General features: G+C 69.3%; 18 protein-coding genes. 11 read left to right on the top strand and 7 right to left on the bottom strand.

What is annotated here, in order from left to right:
• The 5 genes from MLE42_RS00865 to MLE42_RS00885 are packed head-to-tail and all read left to right on the top strand — an operon-like array spanning window position 1 to window position 8,155.
• Window positions 1-4,758 (top strand): alpha-2-macroglobulin family protein, encoded by a 4,758-nt coding sequence (locus MLE42_RS00865; RefSeq protein ID WP_243285984.1) that lies wholly within the window; start codon window positions 1-3, stop codon window positions 4,756-4,758.
• Entirely contained in the window at window positions 4,755-5,612 is an 858-nt protein-coding gene (locus MLE42_RS00870; protein ID WP_243285985.1) for a hypothetical protein, read from the top strand. The genes MLE42_RS00865 and MLE42_RS00870 overlap by 4 nt, the downstream gene beginning before the upstream one ends.
• Entirely contained in the window at window positions 5,599-6,429 is an 831-nt protein-coding gene (locus MLE42_RS00875) for a hypothetical protein (protein WP_243285986.1), read from the top strand. Before MLE42_RS00870 ends, MLE42_RS00875 begins: the two co-directional genes overlap by 14 nt.
• Window positions 6,426-7,901 (top strand): hypothetical protein, encoded by a 1,476-nt coding sequence (locus tag MLE42_RS00880; protein WP_243285987.1) that lies wholly within the window; start codon window positions 6,426-6,428, stop codon window positions 7,899-7,901. The genes MLE42_RS00875 and MLE42_RS00880 overlap by 4 nt, the downstream gene beginning before the upstream one ends.
• Window positions 7,898-8,155: a GIY-YIG nuclease family protein gene (locus MLE42_RS00885; protein WP_243285988.1), complete on the top strand. Its 258-nt coding sequence runs from the start codon at window positions 7,898-7,900 to the stop codon at window positions 8,153-8,155. Before MLE42_RS00880 ends, MLE42_RS00885 begins: the two co-directional genes overlap by 4 nt.
• Here the strand turns inward: MLE42_RS00885 and MLE42_RS00890 are convergent.
• The 4 genes from MLE42_RS00890 to MLE42_RS00905 all read right to left on the bottom strand — a co-directional run bounded on the left by MLE42_RS00890 (window position 8,139) and on the right by MLE42_RS00905 (window position 12,170).
• Window positions 8,139-8,642 (bottom strand): hypothetical protein, encoded by a 504-nt coding sequence (locus MLE42_RS00890; RefSeq protein WP_243285989.1) that lies wholly within the window; start codon window positions 8,640-8,642, stop codon window positions 8,139-8,141. The genes MLE42_RS00885 and MLE42_RS00890 overlap by 17 nt on opposite strands.
• Before the next feature lie 477 nt (window positions 8,643-9,119).
• Window positions 9,120-9,875, bottom strand: coding sequence for a hypothetical protein (locus MLE42_RS00895; protein ID WP_243285990.1), 756 nt, complete (start codon window positions 9,873-9,875; stop codon window positions 9,120-9,122).
• Entirely contained in the window at window positions 9,872-10,558 is a 687-nt protein-coding gene (gene rpe / locus MLE42_RS00900; RefSeq protein ID WP_243285991.1) for a ribulose-phosphate 3-epimerase, read from the bottom strand. The genes MLE42_RS00895 and rpe overlap by 4 nt, the downstream gene beginning before the upstream one ends.
• A 4-nt stretch (window positions 10,559-10,562) precedes the next feature.
• A complete protein-coding gene (locus tag MLE42_RS00905; RefSeq protein ID WP_243285992.1) occupies window positions 10,563-12,170 on the bottom strand; it encodes an amidohydrolase in 1,608 nt (535 codons plus the stop codon).
• 252 nt (window positions 12,171-12,422) lie between these two features.
• On the opposite strand from MLE42_RS00905, the gene MLE42_RS00910 reads away from it, so the two are divergent.
• The 6 genes from MLE42_RS00910 (at window position 12,423) to MLE42_RS00935 (ending at window position 21,589) form a co-directional block, all read left to right on the top strand.
• A complete protein-coding gene (locus tag MLE42_RS00910; RefSeq protein WP_243285993.1) occupies window positions 12,423-14,801 on the top strand; it encodes a putative bifunctional diguanylate cyclase/phosphodiesterase in 2,379 nt (792 codons plus the stop codon).
• Between the two features lie 52 nt (window positions 14,802-14,853).
• A complete protein-coding gene (locus MLE42_RS00915) occupies window positions 14,854-16,509 on the top strand; it encodes an acyl-CoA mutase large subunit family protein (RefSeq protein ID WP_243285994.1) in 1,656 nt (551 codons plus the stop codon).
• Window positions 16,510-16,617: 108 nt separating this feature from the next.
• Complete coding sequence (locus MLE42_RS00920) at window positions 16,618-16,869, top strand: hypothetical protein (protein ID WP_243285995.1); 252 nt, start codon at window positions 16,618-16,620, stop codon at window positions 16,867-16,869.
• 218 nt (window positions 16,870-17,087) lie between these two features.
• Complete coding sequence (locus tag MLE42_RS00925) at window positions 17,088-18,950, top strand: cytochrome c3 family protein (RefSeq protein ID WP_243285996.1); 1,863 nt, start codon at window positions 17,088-17,090, stop codon at window positions 18,948-18,950.
• Window positions 18,951-19,004: 54 nt separating this feature from the next.
• Window positions 19,005-21,179 carry a cytochrome b/b6 domain-containing protein gene (locus tag MLE42_RS00930; protein ID WP_243285997.1) on the top strand — a complete coding sequence of 725 codons (2,175 nt, stop codon included), beginning with the start codon at window positions 19,005-19,007 and terminating at the stop codon, window positions 21,177-21,179.
• Between the two features lie 176 nt (window positions 21,180-21,355).
• Window positions 21,356-21,589: a cytochrome c3 family protein gene (locus tag MLE42_RS00935; RefSeq protein WP_243285998.1), complete on the top strand. Its 234-nt coding sequence runs from the start codon at window positions 21,356-21,358 to the stop codon at window positions 21,587-21,589.
• A gap of 64 nt (window positions 21,590-21,653) precedes the next feature.
• Here the strand turns inward: MLE42_RS00935 and MLE42_RS00940 are convergent, their stop codons facing one another.
• Genes MLE42_RS00940 through MLE42_RS00950 form a run of 3 tightly spaced genes read right to left on the bottom strand, consistent with a single transcriptional unit; the run spans window position 21,654 to window position 25,397 of the window.
• The gene (locus MLE42_RS00940; RefSeq protein WP_243285999.1) at window positions 21,654-23,354 is read right to left on the bottom strand and encodes a phospho-sugar mutase; all 1,701 of its coding nucleotides are present in this window, start codon (window positions 23,352-23,354) and stop codon (window positions 21,654-21,656) included.
• A gap of 34 nt (window positions 23,355-23,388) precedes the next feature.
• On the bottom strand, window positions 23,389-24,009 hold the full coding sequence (locus MLE42_RS00945; RefSeq protein WP_243286000.1) for a class I SAM-dependent methyltransferase: 621 nt from the start codon (window positions 24,007-24,009) through the stop codon (window positions 23,389-23,391).
• Complete coding sequence (locus MLE42_RS00950) at window positions 24,009-25,397, bottom strand: TldD/PmbA family protein (protein ID WP_243286001.1); 1,389 nt, start codon at window positions 25,395-25,397, stop codon at window positions 24,009-24,011. The genes MLE42_RS00945 and MLE42_RS00950 overlap by 1 nt, the downstream gene beginning before the upstream one ends.

The following is a 25,397-nucleotide window of genomic DNA, read 5'->3' on the forward strand; positions in this document are numbered from 1 at the left end:
ATGCGCTGGTTCCGTCCGCTTCTCACCCTGCTGCTGCCCGCGATCCTGCTGCTGCCCACCACGGGCACGGCTCAGAAGCGCGGCGCGGAGGCCCCCTGGCGGGAGGGCGGATGGACCGGCGCCTTCGCCAACCTGAGGCCCACGCTGCCCGGGAAGCCGGGCCAGCTGGAGGCGGCCGGACCCATTCCGGCCGAGGCGCGCATCCGCATCTACCGCGTGGAGGACCCCGAAGCCCTGCTGAAGAAGGTGCTGGCGGACCGGGGCCGCGCCGTGGCGGAAGGCGGCCGCGGCGTCCAAGATCCCCTCGACCTGCTGCGCGAGGCGGTCCTGTGGGGCGGGCGGCGGGCCTTCGTCACGGTCCACCGCACGGCCACCCAGGCCCTCCGGGACGCCGCCAAGCAGACGGATCGCCTGCGCTCGGCCCGCACCTCGCCGGACCGGATCCGCGAAGGTGTTGCCCTGCCCATCGAAGGCCAGCCCGGGATCACCTTCGTCACCGAGCTCGTACCGCGTATCAGCGAGGATGTCGCTGGCAAGAAGGGCCACCCGGACGACGAATCCGGAGACGACGGTTTCCTCAGCCGGGTGGACCTGCCCGCTCAGGCCGCCGGCCTGTACCTGGTGGAAGTGCTGCGCGGCAGCGACGCCGCCTACGTGCCGTGGCTCGTCACGGACCTGGCCCTGCTGGCGGAGCAGGACGGCGCGCGGATCCGCGTGCAGGCGGTCGATGCGCGGGACGGCTCGGCCAAGCCCGGCGTGTCGGGGCAGATCCTCGAGGGCTCCAAGGCCCAGCCCCTGGCCTTCGACGGCTCGGGAATCGCCGAGGCCGCCGCCACGCCCGGCGTGCGCCGGGTGGTGGTAGCCCGCAGCGGCGCGAGCTTCGCCCTGCTGGCCAGCGAGGGACAGGGCTCCGCGGCCGTGCGCCAGCGCCTCTACGCTTTCACCGAGCGGCCTCTCTACCGTCCGGGCCAGGAGGTCTTCGCCAAGGCCATCCTCCGCCGGGTGGAGGACGGCGAGAATCGCGTGGCGGGTGGCGCCGCGGACCTCCCCTTCACGGTGCTCGATCCCGAGGACACGAAGGTGACGGAGGGCCGGGCCAAGCTGCTGAGCGCGGAGACGGGCACCTACGCCGCCCAGTTCACCCTTCCGGGCGCGGGCCGCCTGGGCCTCTACCGCCTCGTCTTCCAGGGGCCGCAGGGGCCGGGCCAGGCCGAGTTCAAGGTGGAGCAGTTCGTGAAGCCCGCCTTCGAGGTCAAGGTTACGGCCGCGAAGGCCAAGGTGGGCCTGGGCGACATGCTGGCGTTCCACGCCAACGCCCGCTATTTCTACGGCGCCGCCGTGCGCGGGGCCAAGGCGGACTGGTTCCTCTACAAGGTGGTGCCGCCGAAGTCCCGCTGGATCTGGGACGACGAGGATGCCGGCCCGGCGCCCGAGCTCATGGAGAGCGGGCAACTGGAACTGGACGAGGAGGGCCAGGCCGATCTGCCCACCTTCAAGGCCGAGAGCGATGGCCTCTGGCGCATGGTGGTGAAGGTGGCGGACGCTTCGGGCCAGCGCAACAGCGGCCAGGCCCAGGTGCGGGCCGCCGCTGGCGACCTGGTGTTGATGATCGCTTCGGACCGCCAGGTGGCGCTACCCGGCAGGCCCTTCCAGGTCACGGCCCGGGCCCTGGACCTGGATGGCAAGGAGGTGCCGGGCGTGGCCATCTCCCTGCGCGCTGCCCGCATCGTGGCCCAGAAGGACACCGCGTACTGGTGGTCCCGTCCCAACGCCCTGAAGCCCGGCGAGACCATCGCCTCCGCGCAGGGACCCCAGGCCATGCTGAGCATCCCGGAAGGGGGCGCCTTCCTGCTGGTGGCCGAGGCCCGCGATTCGAAGGGCCGCCCCGTGACCGCCCAGCGCCAGATTACCGTGGCGGCCGAAGGCACGCCGCTGCCCGCGGTGCCGGATCTCCGCGCGGCCGCGGACAAACCCGAGTACCAGCCCGGCGACACGGCCCGGGTTCTCGTGCAGCTGCCCCGGCCCCGGCTGACCCTGCACTGGGCGCTGGAGCATGAGGACCTCGGCCGGCACCAGAGCCGGATCGTCCAGGGCACCACCGCCCTGATCGAGATCCCCGTCACCGCCGCCATGCAGCCCAACGCCTGGGCCGTCTTCGAGATCGTGAGCGAAGGCCGCCGCCAGATGGTGGAAGTGCCGCTCCGCGTGCCGAAGCGGGACCGCCGCCTCCAGGTGGCCGTCACCACCGACAAGGAGCGCTACCAACCCGGCCAGCCCATGAAGGTGTCCGTGGAGGTGAAGGACGCCTCTGGAAAGCCTTCCGCCGCGGACCTCAGCGTGGGTGTGGTGGACGAGGCCATCTACGCCCTCAGCCAGGAGCTGAACCCCGACCCCGTGCGCTTCTTCCATCCCACGCGCCGCCACGGCGTGCTGCGGTCCGGGTCCACGGACTGGAGCTTCCACGACCTCCTCCGCCGCCAGCGCCCCGTGTGGAGCCTCAAGCAGACGAAGCGCGGCGACTTCAAGGCCGATGACGACGAGAAGGTGCGGCAGAACTTCAAGGACACCGCCCACTGGGCGCCCTTCGTGGCCGCGGGCCGCGATGGGAAGGCCAGCGTCGACCTGGTGCTGCCGGACAACCTCACGGCCTGGCGGGCCACGGCCACCGCGATTACCGCCGACACCAAGGTGGGTGTGGGCCGGGCTTCCAAGCCCGCCTCCAAGCCTCTGCAGGTGGCTCTCACCCTGCCGCGCACGCTGAGCGTGGGCGAGGAGGCCCGGGCCATCGCGCTGGTGCGGAACCTCTCGGGCCAGCCCATCCAGGGCCGGATCCGCATGGAGGTGCAGAACGGCCGCTTCTCCGGGACGCCCGAAAGTGCCTTCACCCTCCAGGACCAGGGCGAGTACCGCTTCGCCCTGCCGCTGTTCTCGGACAAGACCGGCCCGCTGACGGTCACGGCCCGCGTGGAAGGCGGCGGCCTGAAGGACGCCGAGCGCCAGCGGGTGGCCGTGCAGGACCAGCTGGTGCCGGCCTCCCTGTCGGGCTCCATCCTGCTCGATGGCGGCGCCCAGACGGTCACGATCCCCGCGCCCCCCTCGGCGAAAGGCGAGGCGGCCCTGGTGCTCACCCCCGTGGGCAACCTGGAGCACCTGGCGGCGCCCTCGCTGCCCTACCTCATCGGCTATCCCTACGGCTGCGTGGAGCAGACGCTCTCGAGCTTCGTGCCCAACCTGCTGGTGGCCGACCTCGTGAAGCAGGGCGCCATGCCGGATCTGGACTGGAAACAGCTCACCAACCTGGACCGTAACATCCGGGACGGCGTGTTCAAGGTGTACGGCTACCAGATGCCCAATGGCGGCTGGGGCTGGTACGCGCCCAACGACTTCGGCCTGGACGCCAACCCCCACACCACCGGCTATGCCATCCAGAGCTTCGCCACCATGAAGCGTCTCGGCTATGCCGTGGATGAGGGCGTCTATCGCCGGGGCCGCCTCGCTGCCATGAATCTCTTCCAGCAGGTGGCGCGGCAGGCGGACCAGGCGACGGCGGCCCAGCGCCAGCGGAACAGCCACGGGCAAACCGCCGATCCCCAGGCGGACGCGGCCTTCCTGCTGGCCTCCCTGGCCCAGACCGGCGAGCCCATCGCCGGCCTGGTGGACAGCGCCGCTGACAAGGTGCTGCAAGGCCGGTGGTCCGGCGACCATGTGCTCGCCATGGTGGCCCTGGCCGCCGCCCAGGCGAAGCATCCCAAGGCGGCAGCCCTGGCTGAGCGCCTGGAGCAGCGGGCTGTGGTGAAGGGCGGCCTGGCCCGCTGGGAGGGCCGGCGCGATGTCTGGTGGGGCTATGCCTCCGGCGACGTGGTGCCCACGGTGATGGCGCTGAAGGCCCTCTGCCTGGTGCGCCCGCAATCGCCGCTGATCCGCCAGGGCGAGACGTTCCTGGCTTCGGAGTACCGGGGCTATGGCTGGTATTCCACCTGGAGCACGGGGCAGATCGTGGACCTGCTGCCCTACCTCTTGAAAACCCGCAAGCTGGACTGGGGGGCGCTCGCGATCCAGGCCTCGGTGCAGGGGGGCCCCACCTGGGACTTCAAGGAGCGGCCGCAGGCCCGCCGGTGGAATGCCCGGGAGGCCCGGGCCGGCACCTTCGCCATGGCCGAGCCGAAGCCCGTCACGGTCAGTGCCAGCGGCCGGGGCCTGCTCGTGTGGACCTACGCCTACCAGGTGCCCGGCAGCGCCGCGGGCGTGCCCAAGGGCGACGCCTCCACGGCGCTGCGCATGTCGGTGACCCGCGACCTCTGGCGCCTGAGGACCCCCCAGGAGACCGGCAACGCCAGCCAGGGCTGGATCCGCCAGCCCTGGACCGGCACGCTGAAGGCTGGCGAGGAGGCCTGGATGCAGGTGTCCTTCCGCACGGACCGTGACGCGGACTACGTGATGCTGGAGGTGCCCATCCCCGGCGGCCTCAACCCGACCGTGAAGCTCGAGGGCTTCGTGCTCGAGGGGAAGGCCTTCACGGAGGAAGGGGCCTCGGACCGTTGGGTGAAGCCGCGGATCGAGGTGCACGCGGACAAGGTGACCTTCCTGTTCCCCCACACCTGGAGCTGGGACACGCAGACTGTCCGGATCCTCCTGCGGGCGGGCATGGCGGGCCACTATCGGCTCAGGCCCGCCAAGCTGAGCCTCATGTCGAATGAAGGGCAGTGGGTCACCAGCGACGGGCTGGACCTGAAGGTGGTGGATGGAGGTGCGCGATGAAGGCCGGGCTGATCCTCTCCCTGCTGCTGTCGGCCACCTTCCTAGGGGCACAGAAACCGCGCCCGGCCAAAGCTCCCGCCGCGGCCTACGTGCCGGACCTGAAGCTCTGGCGCCTGGAGGCGTCGCCGGCCCTGGGTGGCTGGTCCGGCGACCGCACCGTGGCGCTGAAGGTGAAGCTGGTGGATCCCAAGGATCCGAGCCCGCCCAAGGACGAGCCCCAGCCTCGCTTCTTCGACGAGGAGGACGAGGGGGACTTCGCCCCGCCGGCCGAAGACACCCGCACCGCCGATCAGCTGCGCCGGGAGCGGCTGGCGCGGGAGGCGGAGGCGGCCCGCAACGCCTGGCGATCGCGCACCCTGCTGGTGTGGCTCAACGGTGCCTCGATGCGCTGGCAGGCCAGTGTGGGCACTACCCTGAACATGGAACTCACCGCCCAGAACGGCGAGAACCGGCTGGAGATCCTGGAGCCGGATTCGGGCCTGAAGGTGGTCCGGAGCTGGTGGGTGTCCACCACCCGCACGCGGCTCCGGGTGGTGAGCCTCCAGGTCAATGACGAGTACGCCAGCGGCAGCCTCCAGGTGCAGGAACCGGACGGGGCCCTGGCGCAGGGCGGGCGTCGCACGCCTTCCGGCGGCATGCTGCGATGGTCCGGCGAGTACACCCACGACACACCACCGCCAGGCACCTATGCGCTGAAATGGACCGGGGGCTGGCGGGGCGGTAAGCCCGCCCGCATCCACGTGGAGGCCGTGCTCGACGGCGGCACGGACCAGGAGCGGCGCTGGACCTGGGAACGCCTGATCCTGCCAGGTTCCGGCCCTGTCATGCTGGGAACCTTCGATGTGGAACCTTAGGCTCATCTCGCTCTTTCTGGCCTCCGTCCTGCTGGCCGCCCAGCCGGCACCGGAGGAAGGGCCCACGCCCGCCGTGATGGCCGCGGTCCGGGCGCCCGTCCTCCGGCCCGGCGAAGGCTTCGCCATCACCGTGGGGGATGGCGAGGTGCATGCCTTCGGCGAGGCGCGGAAGGAAGCCCCCATGGGCAGCCTGGCCAAGCTGGCCTGGATGAAGCTGGAAGGGAGCGAGTGGTCCACGTCCGGCGTCAATTACCGCTGCAAGGGTGCCGATGGGCCCTTTGTCTGCTGGAACCGCGAAGGCCATGGCCGCGTGGACCTGGCCCGGGCCCTCCAGGAGAGCTGCAACCTCGCCTTCCTGGTCTGGATCGAGGGTTCCCGCGAGCGCTGGGCGCAGGACTACGGCCCGGATGCGGCCCGGGCCAGGCTCGAGGAGACCTTCGGGCCGTTCCTCGGGCGGCGGATGCCTCCGGGCGAGGGGCTCCCGCCGCTGACAGCGGCCTGGGTGGGTGACGGCGATCTGCTGCGCACCAGCCCCGAAGCTTTCCTGCGCTGGCTCATGGACCCGAGCCAGGCGGAGGTCGTCACCTTCGGCAAGCGCTACCTGGCGGGCTTCTGGGTGGAGGTGAAGGACCTGTTCGGCAAAGAGGACTGGTGGTTCAAGACCGGCACGGGCCCGGTACCCGGCGATCCTTCTGCCACCAGCGCCTGGGTGGCGGGCGGCCGGCGATCGGTCCTGGTGGTGCTCCACCTCCCGCGGGGACGTGGCAAGCAGGAGGGCATGACGCGCATCCGGGAGATCCTGGGGCTGAAGCCTTGATCCTGCTGGTCGCCCCGGCGCCTGCGCCGCCGTTCACGCCACCGGTGATCGAAGGAGATGGCGCCAATCAGGGCCCACTGGAGGACTCGCTGCGGGCGGCCTTCATGTCCACGGCGGGGTACGGCCCCTGGCCTTCGGGCCCCTGGCGGGTTCGCGTCCACGCGGATGCGGCCGCCTTCGAAAGGGACACAGGCGCGCCGACCGGCCGGAGTGGCCAGTGGCTGGGCGACACGCTGCACTTGCGCCCCTGGGATCAGCTGCGGCGCCGGGATCTCGGCGCCATCCTGCGCCATGAGCTGACCCACCGGCGTCTGCGGGAGGCGCGCCTCCGGCGCTGGGCGGAAGAGGCGAGATGCCTGTGGGCGGAGGGTCACGCCAAGCCGCCGCGGGCTTGGCCCGCCGCGCCGCCGGCGGGCGTCCAGGCGCGCCTGGATCGGGCCCTGGCGGGAGGCGCCACCCGCGAACAGGCCTGGGCCTACCGCTGGCTGCGGGCCTGGCTGCGCGGCGATCCCCTGCCGCAGCCGCCGGGCCGGACCGGTGCTGCCGCGGAACGCTGGATCCAGGAGGCTCCCATTCTGGCCGAGATGGTCACGGTGGTCTGGCCTTCAGAGCGCCTGCGGGGGCCCATGGTGGTGAATGGACATCGCCTGTCGCATCGCCTGGGGAGGACCTGGCGTTTCCATGGAACCATCCGTTTCCAGGCGGGTTTTCCGGTCGCACCGCTCCGGGGCACAGTGCAGGTCCGGGCCGAGCGCCACGGCTGGCGCCTGGCCTGGACGACCTCTCGAATCGCCTGGGTCGCCGCGGCCACTGAGGGGGAGCTCGGAACCGACTCGCCCTTCGAGGCCCGGCGCGCCCTGGCCGCGGTACTGGAGCGCTGGCTGGACGGCCATTCCCGGCAGCACCCGGGCGGCGTTCTCTGTCCCTTGACCCACTGCGCCGTGGTGCGGGGTGGGGCCTCGCCGGGCACGACCCAGGCTGCGAAGGCGGCTCCGGTCCTGGACCTGGATTCCCGCTGGGCCTTCTTCACGGGTTCCGCCGGCGGGCACCCGCTGAGCCCCCGGGAAGTCTGGGGTGACGGACCGGCGGTGGCCGGCAAAGCTCCGGAGGTGCCCGGGGATCGCTGGATGACCTGGGAGCGCAGGCTGGATGCGTCGCAGGTCGCGGCCCTGAAGCGGGATGTCGCCATCGGTCTGAGACCGGGACAGCTCGGCATGAAGCTGGGCGCCTCCGGCCCTTACGCGGTGGAGGCGTTGCGCCTCGCCGCAGGTCGGCGGTACGGCTGGACCACGTGGCCCAGCGATGCCTGCGAGGCGGAGATGCTGGCCGACGGATCCCTCCGCCTGACGGGGCGGGGCTGGGGCCACAATGTGGGCCTCTGCCTCAGCACTGCGCGCTTCCGCGCGGCCCAGGGCGCCGCGGCGGAACAGATCCTCGCCGAGGCCTTCCCGCCATCGTGGCGGACGCCATGACCTGGTGGGTGTACCTGCTCCGCTGCGGAGATGGCACCCTCTACTGCGGCATCGCCCTCGATGTGGCGGCGCGGTTGAAGCTGCACCAGGAGGGCCGGGGCGCCAAGTACACCCGGGGCCGCGGGCCCCTGGAGCTGGCGTACCAGGAAGCCTGCGGCTCGAAGGCGGATGCGCTGCGGCGGGAACGGACCCTCAAGCGCCTGAAGCGCCCGGGAAAGGAGGCCCTGATCGCCGCGGCTACAGGAAGACCGTGATCGCGAGGCGGATGCCCGGATAGCGGGGATTGACCAGGTAGTAGCCGTCGCCGTAGTAGTCGATGTACACGCGGTCGGCCAGGTACCAGTCATCCACCCAGAACTCCGGCCAGGGATCCACGATGAGGAACCAGTAGCCCCCGCAGCGGAACCGGGGATAGCCCTGGTAGATCACCGGCCGGCTGCCGATGAAGAAGGGATGGCTCCCCCCGAAGCGGGAGACGAACTGCGGCTCGGGAATGCGGTAGCCGCCATAGCCCCCGCGCTGGGCCCAGGTCCGGTGGTCACGTTCCCAGTGCTGGGCGCGATGCTCACGCCAGCTGGAGTGGGCCGGCCAGGCGTCGCGGCGCCAGGTGTCCCGGGATTGCCAGGCGCGGGCGCTCTCGGCGGCGCGCGGAGAGGGACGGGCGTCCCGGCCCTGCGGGCGGGAGGTCTCCCGGCGGTCGGTGGGGGGCCTCAAGGCGCCGGGGGCCTCGCGCCGGTCCATGCGTCCTCCGGGGCGTCCTTCAGAGCGTCCCTCGGGCCGCGCGAAGCGTTCCGGCCGCTCCTGTCGTTCGGGCCGCGCCTGGCGTTCGGGCCCAGGCATGGGGTGGGCCCGCTCCATGTCCCTCGAGGGGCGGGGCGCCTGGGGCGCGGCCCGCATGGGCGAGGGCTGCTCCCGCCCTCGTTCGGGGACTCGCTCAGGGCCTCGTTCGGGGGCACGGCCCTCGCGGGGGCGATCAGGCCGGGAACCTTCCTCCCGGCGGTCGTGTTGGGCCGAGGCCGGCATGGCCAGGACTGCCAGAAGCGACAGAACCAACGCATTGGACGTTCGATGGCGTGTCATGGACTCCTCCTTTCCACGTCCTCGATGGAGGCACTGGATAAGATGCTGGAAAAGCAGGATCAGTGCCAGCCCATGGCGCTCCATCCTCCAAGCCAGGGTGTTCCGGTCCTTTGGAGACCGGCCTCCACAGGACCGGAATCAGTGCTGCAGCAGGTTTCGCAGCTCGTCCATCTGGGGCTTCGAGGCAAGCGGACGGGCTGGCTGGGAGCCTTCGATGGGCACCGCGAGCACATCCGCCGATTCGGCCTTCCGCGCATCGCTCCGGGTCTCCACGACCAGGTAGACCGTTCGACGGAGGCTGTCGTAGTGCCAATTGGCACACGTGGTTCCCGGGGTCGTGACCGCGCGCAGATTGCGGCCCGACGCATCGCAGAGCCAGATCCGGGCCTCGTCACCTTCGTCGAGGCGGCCATTCCCGTTCGTGTCGGAATCGACGATGCTCACCAGAAGGCCGTCCACCCGGGCGCTCCTGCCCTCTTCCCCATCCTCGAGGGTGTCGTAGCGGAGGATGAGGCTCTTCCGGGCGAGGAGGGGCCGGGAGGCCAGCGTCTTCGCGTCCACGAACAGGAGGTTGAAGAGCGGGACGTTCGGGGAGCTCTTGCTGTAGCTTCCGATGCCCCGGGGCTCCTCGGATTCCTGCGGGAGTCCCTCCACGGGAACGAGCAGGGTGTCCGTGCCCTTCAGGGGTTTCGGAAGGCCAAGGCGCAGGATGGCGGCCTGGGTGGGGGTGTCCGACATGGTCGCCGGGACTCCGGCCGGAAGGCTCTGGCCCCGGTCGCGAGAGGGCCAGAGCGTGGTGAGGCCGGTGATCAGCAGAACGAGCAGGCCCGCCAGCAGGAGCGTTCCATTCACGGCCCAGAGCAGACGGTTGTAGCGCTCGAGGTCGAGCCTCATGCCAGCCGCCCGGTGGCCATTTCGCGCAACAGGCCCGCGACGGCGGCCTTCGGGTCCTCGGCCTTGAACACGGCGTTGCCGGCCACCAGGCAATCGGCGCCTGCGCGGATGAGGTCGGCGGCGTTCTTCATGCTCACGCCCCCGTCCACCTGGATGAAGAAGGGCACGTTGCGCTCGGCCCGGAGGGCATCCAGGCGCTTCACTTTGTCGAGGACGCGGGGGATGAAGCTCTGGCCGCCGAAGCCGGGGTTCACGCTCATGAGCAGCACGAAGTCGAAGTCGCCCACCAGGTCGACGAGCGTCTCCACGGGCGTGCCGGGATTCAGCACCACGCCGGCCTGGCCGCCTGCCTGCCGGATGGCGGCCAGGGTGCGGTGCAGGTGGGGATCGGCCTCCTGGTGGATGCTCACCCAGCCGGCGCCCGCCTTCACGAAGTCCGCGGCATAGCGCAGGGGCTCCACGATCATCAGGTGGCAGTCCAGGGGCAGGGCCGTGGCCTTCCGCAGGCTCTCCACCACGGGCAGGCCGATGGTGATGTTGGGCACGAAGCGTCCGTCCATGACATCCACGTGCACCACCTGGGCACCCGCGGCGGCGATCATCCCCAGTTCCTCGCCCAGCCGCGTGAAGTCCGCGGAGAGCAGGGATGGGGCCAGCAGGGGGGATGCGGGGCGGAGGCTCATCTGCCTAGTGTGCCAGGGGTACCTCGACCCCGTTCACCCACAACCGCGCGGGCTTCACCTTCCGCAGAGCTTCGGGCGTGAGGGAGCCCAGGGGCACCTGGACCCACAACAGATCGGCCACGGCGCCCTTCTGGAGCGTGCCCAGGTCCTTGGCGTGGCCCAGGGCGGCGGCATTGCCGCTGGTGTAGGCGCGGAGCGCTTCGGCGCGCGTGAGGCGCTGTGCGGGCAGGAATCCCCCGGGCGGATTTCCGGCGGGGTCCTGGCGCGTCTCCGCGGCGGCGAGGCTCACGAAGGGGTTGGGGTCCTCCACCGGGGCATCGCTTCCGAAGGCCAGCAGGGCCCCGCCGTTCGCAAGGGTCCGCCAGGGGAAGGCCTCGTCCACGCGGTCAGGGCCCAGACGGGCGGGGGTCCAGCTGTGGTCGGAGGTGCAGTGGACGGGCTGGATGCTGGCCACGACGCCGAGCTTCCCGAAGCGGGCCGCGTCCGCGGCGGTGACGATCTGGGCATGCTCGATGCGCGGGGGCAGGGAACCTTTGCCCTTCTTCATGGCCTGGGCGATCAGGTCCAGGGCGGCGCGGTTCGCGGCGTCGCCGATGGCGTGGATGGCCGGCTGGAACCCGGCGCGCAGGGTGATCGAGACATCCAGCGCGACCTTGGCGGGATCCGTGACCCAGAGCCCGCGGGTGGTGGGTTCGTCCGCGTAGGGGGCCAGAAGCCGCGCCCCGCGGCTGCCCAGGGCGCCATCGAGGTAGAACTTCACGCCTTGGACCTGGAAGAAGGACAGGTTCTTCGCCCGACCCTGCCTGAGCTCGCGCAGCATCAGGGCATGGTCGTGGTTCATGTATGCGAACACCCGGATGGGCAGCGCCCCCGCGGCGGCCAGGCGCCGGTAGGCTGCCAGCTCGCGCGTGCCCACCCCCATGTCGGCCACGGCCGTGAAGCCGTCGGCGCGCAGGGCGGCGAGGCCCGCCTTGAGCCGCGCCTCCAGCTCGGCGGAGCTGGGCTCGGGAATGAGCTTCTCCACGAGCTGCACGGCCCCGTCCAGGAGGATGCCTGTGGGCTGTCCGCTGGCGTCCTTCAGGATGCGTCCGCCCTCGGGATCCGGGGTCTTGGGGCCAATGCCCGCCAGGGCCAGCGCGGCGCTGTTCACCCAGGCCGCGTGGCCATCCACCCGCTGGAGGAAGGCCGGCCGGGAGCCCGCGATGGCGTCCAGGTCGGCGGCCCTGGGGAAGGCCTTGCCCGGCCACCGGTTCTGGTCCCAGCCCCGTCCCAGCAGCCAGCCCTTGGGATGGGCGGCGGCCCAGGCCCGGAGGCGCTCCAGCGTGCCCGGCAGATCCGCCGGTCCCGTCAGGTCCGCCTTCCGGCTCAGGGCGCCCAGCCCACCCACGTGGGCATGGCCTTCGATGAACCCAGGCAGCAGGGTGCCTCCCGGGAGCTCGACCCGCTGCGCGGTGGGATGGGCCTTGGCAAGCACCTCCACGGGACCGACCGCCAGGATCCTCCCCTTCCGGATGACCACGGCCTGGCCGCGCTGCTGGCCCTGGTCGGTCCACAGATCGGCGCCCTGGATCAAGCGGTAGGAAACGGGAGGGGCGGAGGGTGGCATCGGCATGGGTGGGTCCCTCGGGGTTTCTGGAAGCATAACTTCGCGAAGATTCGCCCTGGAAGGGCGCGGAGGAAGGAGCGCAGGAAGGGGGGCTGGAGGGGCGGGTGGCCCGAGTCCGAATTGGTATAAAAGTGTGATAATTGATGCATAAAAATTTATATTACATGTATTTAGATATATTCGCCGGGTGACGGCCATCACTGACGGCCCCTCCGGGTTCGCGGACAGTTGACCATTGGGTAATGAATAAGGAGCCCCGTGCCACCCTGGACCGAAACCGCAGATTGGCTGAAGACCGACTCGGGCGCCTTCCTGACGGCCGGACGGATGCCCCTCGGGACCACCCCTTGGACCGACCAGGAAGCCCGCGCGAGGCTGGTGGCCATGGCCCGCTGGATCCTGTTGGCGATCATCGGCGCCTACGGGCTCTTCGCCGGCGGCATCTTTTCCGTCAGCGCCTACGGGTTCTTCCTCACCCGCGCCCAGCTGGCCTTCCTGGCGGGCGCCGTGGCTTCCATGGCCGCCTACAGCCTGATCCTCCAACAAGGCTGGTTCGGAGCGAGAGGCTTCCGTTACTCGGATCACGCCCAGATCCTGCTGGACCTCTTCTTCATCACCGTCCTGATCCACTTCAGCGGGGGGCCGTCCAGCTGGTTCTGGCCGGCCTACCTGATCGCCACCATGGAGGCGGCCTTCCTGCTGCCCCGCCCGCGGGAGGTCTGGGCCGTCGGCGCCATCGGCGGGGCCATGCACGGCCTCATGCTGGCGGGGCACTATTTCCGCCTGCTGCCACCGGTGGCCATGCCTTTCGCCTCGGAGGGCCTCGGCGCCAATCCGCTCTACCTGTGCTTGGCCTGGTCCTGGGCCGCGATCCTGAATGCGGCGGTGGCCTTCATCACGGCCCGCCTCATGGGGGTCATCCGGTGGGAGCACCGGGCCCTGAAGGCCCGGGAGGCCCAGCTGCAGCAGTTCGTGGACACGGCGAACGACCTGATCGTCTGCCTCACGCCCGAAGGCCGGTTCCTGTACGCAAACCCCCTCTGGGTGAGGACCCTGGGGTACGGCCTCCAGGATCTGGAGACCACCACCTTCTTCGATCTCATCGACCTGGACCACCGGGCCCGCCTGCTGAAAGAATTCGGGCGGGCCATGAAGGAGGCGCGGGGGACCGCCATGGAGGCCGACGTCCTGGCCAGGAGCGGGACCCGCATCTCCGTCGAGGGGAACCTCGCCCCGACCCTCAAGGATGGGCGCCCGGGAATGGTCTGGTGCATCTGTCGCGATGTAACTGCGCGGCGGCAGGCCGAGGAGCAGCTTTTCCGGATGGCCCACTTCGACGGCCTGACGGGCCTGCCCAATCGGGCCTCCCTGCTGGAGAAGCTGAACGGGGCCCAGGAGGCGGCCCGGAGGTCTGGCCGGAGCCTCGCGGTGCTGTTCGTGGATCTGGACCGCTTCAAGCTGATCAATGACACGCTGGGCCACGCGGTGGGCGACGAGCTCCTGCGCCAAGCCGCGCAACGGATGAAGGCCGCGGTCCGAGAGAGCGACGCCGTCAGCCGCATCGGCGGCGACGAGTTCATCGTGACCCTGAATGATGTGCAGGGCCCCAAGGAGGCCTCCGCTCTGGCGGGACGGCTCCTCAGGCCGCTGGCGCGGCCTTTCCACATCGGCGGTCAGGAGATCTTCGTGACGGCCAGCGTCGGCATCAGCCTTTTCCCGGAGGATGGCGAAGGGGGCGAGGCCCTGGTGAAGAAGGCCGACAGCGCGATGTACCACGCCAAGAGCCGGGGCAGGAACAACTACCAGTTCTACCATCCGGGGATGGACCAGGACGTCGAACGGAGGCTCGTGCTGTCCACCGGGCTCCGCCACGCCCTGGAGGCTGGCGAGTTCCGTGTGCTCTACCAGCCGAAGGTCGAGGTGGACACGGGCCGGATGACCGCCATCGAGGCCCTGGTCCGCTGGGAGCATCCCGACCTGGGCCTCCTCTCTCCCTCGGAGTTCATCCCGCTGGCCGAGGAGACCGGGCTCATCCTCCCCATCGGCGAGTGGGTGCTGCGCGAGGCGTGCAGCCAGGGCGCCCGGTGGCAGGCGCAGGGCCTGCGCCCCATGCGCATCGGCGTGAACCTCTCCGGCTACCAGCTCCAGCAGGTCGGCATGGCGGCGGCGGTGCGGCGGATCCTTGAGGAGACGGAGCTGGATCCGCAATGGCTGGAGCTGGAGATCACGGAGACGGTGGTCATGCAGAATCCAGCGCTGGCCGTGGCCGTGCTGGACGAGGTGAAGGCCCTGGGCATCCACGTCTCCATCGACGATTTCGGGACGGGCTACTCGTCCCTCGCACAGCTCAAGCGCTTCCCCGTCAGCACCATCAAGATCGACAAGTCCTTCATCCGCGATCTGGAGCACAACCCCACCGACGCCGCCATCGCCACGGCCATCATCGCCATGGGTGCCTGCCTCAACCTGCAGGTGGTCGCCGAGGGCGTGGAGACCGAGGGACAGCTCGCCTTCCTCCGGGAGCGCCAGTGCCACGGTGCCCAGGGATTCCTGTTCGGCCAGGCAGTCCCGGCGGAGGCGATCGCCAGTTCCCTGGACCAGGAGGACCGGGAATCCCGGATCGTGATGGTGACCTAGGGCCCGCCAGGGGCCGGAGTCCCGATGCTATCGTGGATTCCACGGAGGCCCCATGTATCAGAAGGATTTCCTGGACCAGGTGCGCGCGCAGCTCACGGTGGTGGAGGATCCCGCGAAACTCCGCGAACGGGCCTTCGAGACCAGCTCGGGTATCCCGCTGAAGAACAGCTACACGCCAGCGGACCTCGCGGGCCATGATCCCCTGCGCGACCTGGGCGCCCCCGGGAAGTTCCCCTTCACGCGACATGTGCAGCCCACCGGGTACCGGGGTCGCCTCTGGACGATGCGCCAGTACGCCGGTTTCGCCACCGCTGAGGAGAGCAACGCCCGCTACCGCTACCTGCTGGAGCAGGGCACCACTGGGCTTTCCGTGGCTTTCGACCTGCCCACGCAGATCGGCATGGACCCCGACCACCCCATGGCCCTGGGCGAGGTGGGCAAGGTGGGTGTGAGCATCAGCTCCATCCACGACATGCGGACGCTGTTCCGGGACATCCCGCTGGACAAGGTCAGCACGAGCATGACCATCAACGCCCCGGCCTCGGTGCTGCTGGCCCTCTACCTGGCCGTGGCGGATGAACAGGGGGTTCCCTGGGACAAGGTGAGCGGCACCATCCAGAACGATATCCTCAAAGAGTACATGGCCCGCGGCACCTACATCTTCCCGCCGCGCCACAGCCTGCGCCTCATCACGGACATCTTCGCCTTCTGCGCGGATCAGGTGCCGAACTGGAACACCATCTCCATCTCCGGCTACCACATCCGCGAGGCGGGCTGCACCGCGGCCCAGGAAATCGCGTTCACCCTGGGCGACGGCATCGCCTATGTGCAGGCGGCCCTGGATGCGGGCCTGAAGCTGGAGGCCTTCGCACCGCGCCTCAGCTTCTTCTTCAACGCCCACAACCAGTTCTTCGAGGAGGTGGCCAAGTTCCGCGCCGCCCGACGTCTCTGGGCGCGGATCATGAAGGAACGTTTCAAGACGACCGATGCAAAAAGCCAGATGTTGCGTTTTCACACGCAGACGGCGGGCAGCACGCTGACGGCCCAGCAGCCGGACAACAACATCGTGCGAACCACCGTGCAGGCCATGGCCGCGGTGTGCGGCGGCACCCAGAGCCTGCACACCAACAGCCGGGACGAGGCCCTGGCCCTGCCCACGGAGCAGAGCGCCATGATCGCCCTGCGCACGCAGCAGATCCTGGCCCATGAGTCCCGCGTGGCGGACGTGGTGGATCCCTTCGCGGGCAGCTATCTCATCGAATCCCTGACGGATGAGCTGGAAGCCCGGGCCTCGGCCCTGCTGGCCAAGGTGGACGAGCTGGGTGGCATGGTCGCCGCCATCGAGAAGGGCCTTCCCCAGCGGGAGATCCAGAACGCCGCCTATGCCTACCAGAAGGCCGTGGAGAAGGGCACCCAGGTCGTGGTTGGCGTGAACCGGTTCGCCATCAGCGGCGAGACCGCCCCGGACCTCCTGAGGGTGGACGAGGCTCTGGGCGAGACCCGGCGCCGCCAGGTGGCGGCGGTGCGGGGGCGCCGGGACCAGGCCGCCGCGTCGGCCCGGCTGGCGGAGCTGTCCGCCGCGGCCAGGGGCACGGAAAACCTCATGCCGCGCATCCTGGCCGCCGTGAAGGCCGAGGCGACGGTGGGAGAAATCTGCGACGCGCTCCGGGCCGTCTTCGGGGAGTATCAGGAGCATCTGGTGCTCTAGGTCACATCAGAGGGCCGGAATGTCGCTTGAAAGGGTGGTCCAGGCATCCGAATTGCAATATCGTGACCAACCCGTCCCGCTCCTGCGGGACCCCATCCCGGAGGCATCATGCGTATCGCCATCCTCACCGCCGCTGCGGCGCTGCTCCTTGCTCTTCCCGCCCAGGCCAAGATGCCCTTCGTCAAGAAGGCCCAGGAGCTGGGTTTCACCGACGTCAAGGACTGCAAGGCCTGCCACGTGGGCGCCCCCAAGAAGGGTGGCGAGATGACCGCGCGCGGCAAGTTCCTCGAAGAGACCAAGGCCAAGAAGAAGGCCGCCGAGGTCGACCTGAACTGGCTCAAGGACTACAAGGGCAAGTGAGCCGCTGACGCGGGCTCGCGATTTCGCCGGGCGGGTCTCCCGCCCGGTTTTTTCTGTACTCCGGAGGTGTCCTATCAATGGATTCCGACACCTGTAGCGACATGTAACTCGGAGCATACAAGAACTTCGGAATTGGATCGGTCCGTGATCTAAATCACCATCAGGTATCTTATTGGGAGGTAACCGCGCTAGGGTGATAGCCGACATGTGAGGTAGCTATGCGCCTGCTGCTCGCTGGATTGCTCTCCGCCTTCCTCGCCGCCGCTCCCCCTTCGGCCAATGATTGTGTCGCCTGCCATGACATCGACTTGGCCAAGTTCGCGACCACCAAGCACGGGAGCATGGCGTGCACGGATTGCCACAGCAGCATCACCAGGCTGCCCCACGCCGATAAGCCCGCGCCGGTGAACTGCGCGGACTGCCACAGCGATCAGGTCACGGCCTACAAGAAGAGCGTCCACGGCGTCGCCAAGCAGAACGGAATGACCGACGCGGCCACCTGCGCCTCCTGCCACGGCCCCGCCCACGGCATTCTCGGCGCGGGCGATCCCGCCTCGAAGGTGGCCAAGAAGAACCTGGCCGACACCTGCGGCACCTGCCACTCCAACCCCGACTTCGTCGCACGGCACCAGATCCCCTTCGTCAAGCCGGTGGAGGCCTACCGCCTGAGCGTGCACGGGCGCGAGGTGGCCAAGGGGAACGCCAGCGCGGCTTCCTGCTCCGACTGCCATGGCAGCCATGACATCCTCGCCTCCCGGGATCCAAAGGCGCGGGTGAACCGCGCCAACGTCGCGGAAACCTGCGGCGTCTGCCACAGCGACATCCAGGCCATCTACGCCGACAGCGTCCACGGGCTGGCCCTGAAGCGCGGGTCCAAGGATTCCCCGACCTGCACCGGATGCCACGGCGAGCACGAGATCCTGGCACCCTCGGAGCCCGGCTCCCTGGTGAACTCCGCGCGCGTGTCCACCAGCACCTGCGGCCGCTGCCACGGAGACGAGCGGCTGAACACCCGCTACGGATTCGGCGACAAGGTCCCCGCCTACCAGGACAGCTTCCACGGCCTTTCCGTCCGGGGCGGCGGGAAATCCGCGGCCAACTGCGCGTCCTGTCACGGGGTGCACAACATCCTGCCTTCGGCGGATTCCAGGTCCACGGTGAACCCGGCCAACCTGGCCCAGACCTGCGGGAAGTGCCATCCGGGCGCCGGGGCGAAGCTGGCGGCGGCTCCCATACACGTGCGCACGGCCACCATGACGGAGCATGTCTCCGTGCGGTGGATCCGGCTGGCGTACCTCGTCCTCATCCCCCTGACCATCGGGTTCATGCTGCTGCACAACTTCCTCGACTGGCTGGCCAAGCTGCGGCGCGGACCGCATCACGGCGCCACCCACGAGGGCTTCCCGCGCATGAACCTGACGTTCCGGATCACCCATGCCATGGTGATCGTGAGCTTCATCTCCCTCGTCATCACGGGCTTTGCCTTGAAGTTCCCGGAATCGGCCTGGGTGAAGCTCTTCCAGTCCTTCGATCCGACTTCCAGCCTCCGCGGCGTGGTCCATCGCGCCGCGGCCGTGGTGATGATGGCGGGCACGGTGTTCCACTTCGTCCACCTCGCCCTGTCGAAGCGGGATCGCATCATCCTCGTGGAGCTGCTCCCCTCCTGGCAGGACGCCAAGGACATCTTCAACATGCTCCGGTTCAACCTGGGCCTGATCAAGGAGCGCCCCACCTTCGGCATGTTCGGCTACCCGGAGAAGATGGAGTACTGGGCCTTCATGTGGGGCACCGTGGTGATGGCCGTGACGGGCATCCTGCTGTGGGCCGAGAACTGGAGCCTGCGCCACTTCCCGAAGTGGGTCCTGGACGCGGCCACGGCGGCCCATTGGTACGAAGCCATCCTGGCCACGCTCTCCATCCTCGTCTGGCACTGGTACCTGGTGATCTTCGATCCCGATGTCTACCCCATGGACCTCGCCTGGCTGAACGGCAAGGCCTCCGCGGACCACATGCGCGAGACCCGGCCCGAGTACTACCGGAAGACGATCGAGAAGCACGGAACCGAACACCACGACGCTTGATGCCATCCCCTTAGCGCCTCACTGACCCCTCCCCACCCCATAGGAACCAACCCCATGACCTGGACTTCTACCGATACTCAGGCTCCCGCCGCCGCCAGGCGGCGCGGCGGAAGCCTGCTGCTGGCTCTGATCACCGGCCTCCTCCTCGCCTCGGCGCCCCTGTATGCCGCTCCTGCCAAGGCAGCCGCCAAGGAAAGCTGCTTCGACTGCCACAGCGACAAGGACCTCACCAAGGAAGGGCCGAATGGCACCACCGTGCCGCTCTTCGTGGATGCGGCGCGGTTTGGCGGCTCGGTCCACGCCTCCCTCTCCTGCAAGACCTGCCATGCCGAGCTCCACAAGGACCATCCGGGCGATGGCAACCCGGTGCCGAAGGTGAAGTGCGGTACCTGCCACACCGAGGAGGACAAGGTCTACCAGGGCAGCATCCATGGCATGAGCAAGGCCATGGGCGCGTCGGCGGCGGCCAGCTGCGTGGACTGCCACGGGAACCACTACATCGTCCCCGTGAAGCAGACGGATTCGCCGGTCTACAAGATGAACCTCTCCCAGACCTGCGCGAAGTGCCACGCCAACAAGAACCTCACCGACGAATACAAGATGAAGTACCCCCAGGTGGCTTCCCAGTACCAGGAGAGCATCCACGGGAAGGCGCTGCTGCAGAAGGGGCTCATCGTGGCGCCCAGCTGCAACGACTGCCACGGCGTGCATGACATCAAGCGGACCGTGGACCGGAGCTCGCCCATCAACCATGCCAACGTCGCCAAGACCTGCGGCAAGTGCCACGTCACTGTGGAGGAGATCTACAACAAGAGTGTCCACGGCCAGCTGCTGGCCAAGGGCGATCCCCGCGGCCCGGTCTGCATCCAGTGCCACTCGGCGCACCAGATCGAGACCCCGGTGAGCGGACACTTCAAGGCCGGCAGCGACATGGTCTGCGGCAAGTGCCACGCCGACCGGCTCGAGCACTACCGCGACACCTACCACGGCAAGGCCATGGCCCTGGGCAAGGCCAACACCGCCAGCGCCGTGGCCGCCTGCTATGACTGCCACGGCCACCATGATGTCCTGCGGGCCGCGGATCCCAACTCCCGCCTCTCTCCCGCGAACATCGTCAACACCTGCAAGCAGTGCCACGCCAATGCCACGGTCAGCTTCACGAAGTACGCGCCCCACGCGAATCCCATGGACCGCAAGAACTACCCGGTGCTGCACTACGTCTTCCTGGTCATGACCACGCTGCTCGTGTGCACCTTCTCCCTGTTCGGCGCGCACACCCTCCTGTGGCTGTTCCGCTCCATCTGGCTCTACCGCCACGACTCCAAGCAGTTCCGCGAGGCCAAGATCAAGATCCAGGAGGACGACGAGCAGTTCACCCGCTTCCAGCCCTTCGAGCGGTTCCTCCACATCCTGGTGGTGACGAGCTTCCTGCTGCTGACCGTCACCGGCATGCCCCTGAAGTTCTACTACACCAACTGGGCGAAGGCGATCTTCCGGTTCTTCGGCGGGGCCGACGTCGCCCGCACCCTGCACCACTTCGGCGCAGTGATCACCTTCCTCTACTTCGCCCTCCACGTGAGCACCACCCTGGCGCACCTCTGGCAGAGGCGCGGCTTCCTGAAGGACCCTGAGACGGGCTCCATCCGGCTGAGCCGGGTCTTCACGGCCATGGCCCTCCCTGATTCCATGATTCCCACCAGGCAGGACCTGAAGGACTTCGTGGCCCACAACCGCTGGTTCTTCGGCAAGGGACCCCGTCCCGAGTTCGATCGCTGGACCTACTTCGAGAAGTTCGACTACCTGGCCGTGTTCTGGGGTGTCTTCGCCATCGGCGTTTCCGGCCTGATCATGTGGTTCCCGGAGTTCTTCAGCAAGTTCATGCCGGGCTGGATGATCAACGTGTCGCTCATCATCCACTCGGACGAGGCCCTGCTGGCAGCCGGCTTCATCTTCACGGTCCACTTCTTCAACACGCATTTCCGGCTGGAGAAGTTCCCCATGGATACGGTCATCTTCTCGGGCCGCATCTCGAAGTCCGAAATGCTCCACGAGCGGAAGCGCTGGTATGACCGCCTGGTGGCCGAAGGCCGCCTGGACAGCTTCCGCGTCAAGGACGAGTGGGAAGCCTGGAAGGGCATCGCCCGCAGCGCCGGCTACATCTTCTTCGGCGTGGGCCTCGTGCTGCTCTTCCTGATCATCTTCGCCATGACCTCGCGCCTCGCGCACTGAGGCGCCTCGGCGCCCAGTCCAACCGCTCTTTGGCACACCCCGACCACGCAGATCTGCGTCCCGCCCCTCCCGGGCGGGGCCGGGTGGTCGCGACCGGGACTCCGGTCGTCCATCTGCCTTTCTCCCCTCCCCCTGATCCCTGTGGATCGGATCACCACCCCCATGAAGGAGCTGACATGCGCCGCATCACTCTCCTCACCACCGCCCTCATCCTCGCGGCCGCTCCCGCGGCCATGGCGAAGATGACCACCGTGAAGGGCGCCAAGTGCACCGCCTGCCACGAGGGCGCGCCGAAGGACAAGAAGTTCAATGCCGCGACCACCAAGATGCTCGCCAAGTACAAGGAAGCCCAGTGCAAGGACTGCCACGGCTGGGCCGAGGGCAAGCTGACCACCTTCAAGAAGAAGTAGTCTTCCTGCTTCAGAAAAAGGGCGGCGCCGGTTCGGCGCCGCCCTTTTCTGGTTCTAGAGGAGATTAAAGACCGAGCAGGGTGCGGGCCTCGGCTTCCAGGCGGTCCAGCTGGGCGGCCTCGCCGCGTCCCTGGAGGTACACCTTCAGCTTCGGCTCGGTGCCGCTGGGGCGGAAGGCGGCGAAGGCACCGCTCTCCAGGCGGAACTTGAGGACATTGCTGCGGGAGATGGGCAAGGCCACCGGGCGGTTGTCCGGACGATCGAGGATGGGCTCCGTCCGGCCCTCGCCGTGCCAGAGGCCCGTCTGGAAGTCCTCCCAGCTGACGACCTTCTCGCCACCGAGCGAGGCCAGCCCTGCGGCGCGGATGCGGCCCATGGCCTCCGCGAAACGCTTGGCGCCGCCGGGCCGGGGGTCCTCCAGGTTCACCAGGCGGTTGTGGAAGGTGCCCACCCGGGCCATGAGGGCCTCCACGGCCTGGAACAGGGTCTGCCCCTTGGCCTTGTAGTGCCCGGCCATCTCGGCCACGACGAGGGCGGCGGTGACGCCGTCCTTGTCCCGGAGGTCGGGGGGCAGCAGCATGCCGTAGCTCTCCTCCGCGCCGAAGGCGTAGGCCTCGCCCAGCGCTTCCAGGCGGTCCATGCACACGGCGATGTTCTTGAAGCCCGTGAGGGTCCACACGACGGGCAGCCGGTGGTGGCGCGCCACCTCGGCCATGAAGTCGGAGGTGACCACCGTGCTCACCACGGCGCCCTTCCGGCCCTTCTGGGTGCAGAGGTAGTCCAGCGTGAGGGCCGCCAGGTCGTTGCCGGACATGAGCTCCCACGTCCCGTCGCGCTTGGCCACCACGCCGATGCGGTCCGCGTCGGGGTCGTTGGCGAGGATCACCTCGGCGCCCGTGGCCTCGGCTTCCTTCAGGGGCGCGGCGTAGGCGGCCAGTTCCTCGGGATTGGGCCGAGGCGCGGTGGGGAAGGTGCCGTCCTGGATGCCCTGGCTGGGGCTGAGGGTGAGCGGCAGGCCGGCCCGCTCGAAGAGGGCGGGCACGAAGGCCACGCCGGTGCCGTGGAAGGGCGTGTAGAGGATGCGGGCGGCCTCGAAGGCCTTGGGATGCTGGAGCAGATCCTGGCCCATGGCGAGGTAGGCTTCCTCCACCTCCGCGGGAATGGGCTGGATGCGGCCGGCCGGCGCCACCGGCAGTTCGGGCACCAGGGGCAGGGTGGCCATGTGGGCCTCCACCTCCGCGTCCCAGGGCTCCACCACCTGGCCGCCCAGATCGTTGTAGGCCTTGAAGCCGTTGTACTCCTTCGGATTGTGGCTGGCGGTGACGATGGCGCCGCAGCCGGCTCCCAGCCGCTTCATGGCGAAGCAGAGGAAGGGAGTGGGCAGGGGGCGGTCGCCGAGAAACACCTGGTAGCCCGCGGCGGCCAAGACCTCGGCGCAGGCCCTTCCGAAGGCCTGGGAGTTGAGGCGGGTGTCGAAACCCACGACGGCGACCATCTTCCCGGGAGCCCGCCGGCTGGCCACGCTGGCCAGGGCCATGGACACGCGGCGGATGTTGGGGCGGTTCATGCGGCGCAGGCCTGCGGCCATGAACCCCCGCAGGCCGCCGGTGCCGAAGGCGAGAGGCTCAGAGAAGCGATCCTCCAGCTCCGCTGCAGCCTTGGCGTCCCCTGCCTCGGCGGCCTTCAGCAGCGCCTCCAGCTCCGCCCGGAGCTCCGGCTCCAGGTGGGGGAAGGCTAGGTAGGCGCGGGCGGAATCGAGGCTCATGGCAGGTCCTGTGCGAACGGTCCAGGATCGCAGGTCAGGACCCGGAGGTGAACCCCAAGGGCTTGCGGGCCACCACCTGGACCACGGCTCCGAGGCCCTGATGGTGGGCGCCTTCGCGGATGTCCCGCAGCAGCTCCCGGCCCACTTCCAGCTCCAGGCCGGGCAGGAGGCCCCGCAGCTCATCGAGGGTGTCGAGAAGATCCGGTTCCTTCGGTCCGCCGGTGCCGTAGTCCAACTGGCGGGGCGTGTAGCCTTCCAGGATGAAGACTCCGCCAGGGGCGAGAGCCGCGGCGCAGCGGGGGTACAGATCGCGTCGCAGGGCGGAGGGCAGGTGGCAGAAGATCGAGATGATGCCGCTCCAGGAGGCGGCTCCGAGGTTGAAGTCCGCGAGGTCGGCGACCACTGTGGAGAGGGCCACGCCGCGGCTGGTGGCCAGCTCCCGCGCGCGGGCCAGGCCGACTGGCGACTGGTCCACGGCCGTGACGGCATGGCCCAGCGTGGCCAGGTACACGGCATTGCGACCCTGGCCCTCGCCCAATCCCAGCACGGGGCCAGGCGGGATGCGCGGCGCCATCTCCCGCAGGAAATCGTTGGGCTCGGAGCCGTAGGTCAGCTCGGTTTCCGAATAGCGCGTGTCCCAGAACTCGCGGCCCATCAGGCGCCTCCCAGGGCGATGCCCTCCAGCAAGAGGCTCAGCCCTGCGCTGCCGCCGTACCAGCGGAGGTCGCTGCCCAGGGCCACGATGCGGGTGAGGAAATCGCGCAGGTTGCCGGCGAAGGTGAGCTTGTCCACGGGTTCGGCCAGCACGCCGTCGCGGATGCGGAGGCCCGAGGCGCCCACGCTGAGGTCGCCGCTGACGGGATCCACCGTGTGCAGGCCCATGATTTCCGTGATGAGCACGCCGTTGCCGGCCAGGCGGTAGAGGGCTTCGGGGGCGGTGTCCCCGGCCAGGGGGAAGAGGTTGAAGGTGGTCGCGCCAGGCTGGCTGCCGAAGCCGCGGCCGGCGCTGGCCGTGGGCGCCTGGCCCATCTCGGCGGCGGTCTTGAGGGTGTGGAGGTAGGTCTTCAGAGTGCCGCCTTCGATGAGCACGTTGCGACGCGTGGGCAGCCCTTCGGCGTCCCAGGGCTCCGTACCGAGGGCGGGGCGGCCCGGGGCTTCGGCCAGGCGGCCGTCGTCCACCAGGGTGAGCAGGGGCGAGGCGATGGGCTCGCCCAGCTTGCCGGCGAAGAGGCTGCGGCCCTTGATCACGGACTCGGCATCCAGCATGCCTGCCACGATGCCCAGCAGGTCCACGGCCACCTCCGGGTGGAGCACCACGGGGTACTTGCCGGCGGGCAGACGCTGGGGATGGAGCTTCCGCTCGCCCTTGAGGGCCGCCTCCGCCCCGATGGCAGCGAGATCCAGGCCCGGCCTGCGGGCCACATCCCAGTGCCAGGCCGCCTGCCGCTCGTCGCCATCGGCCACGGCCAGCTCGATGGCCGCGGAGCAGCTGGACCACGCATCCGGCGTGCGCACGCCCTTCTGAGTGAGCAGCAGGCTGGCGCCGGAGCCGTCGCTCCAGGCCGATTCCCGCACGGCGGCCACCTTCGATGAGGCCTTCCGGGCTCCGGCTTCCAGCTCCAGCGCCCAGGCGATGCGCTGCTCGGGCGTGAGGGCCTCCACGGCGCCATCGAAGCGGCTGGGGAGATCATCCGTGCCTTCGGGATCGGCCTGCCGCAGCCAGGGGTCTTCGTCGCCCAGGGCGCTCAGCTCCCAGGCCTGGGCGAAGAGCCCCCGGAAGTCCGCCGCGGCCAGGTCCGTGGTGGTGGCCAGGCCGGTGCGGAAGCCCTTGCCGCCGGCCCGGATTACGCGCACGCCCAGGCCTCCGCGCTTGCTGGTGGTGAGGTCCTCGAGGGCGCCGTTTTGCACTTTGGCCTTGCGGCCGCGGGACACGGAGACGAAGGCCTCGGCCCCCTCCGCGCCCTGCCTCAGGGCGTGCCGGATGCCGTCCTGGAGGCGATCTTCGAGGGACTCGGGAATGAAGGTGCGGAACGGATCGGTCAT

Source organism: Geothrix terrae, from assembly GCF_022808775.1.
GTDB lineage: Bacteria > Acidobacteriota > Holophagae > Holophagales > Holophagaceae > Geothrix > Geothrix terrae.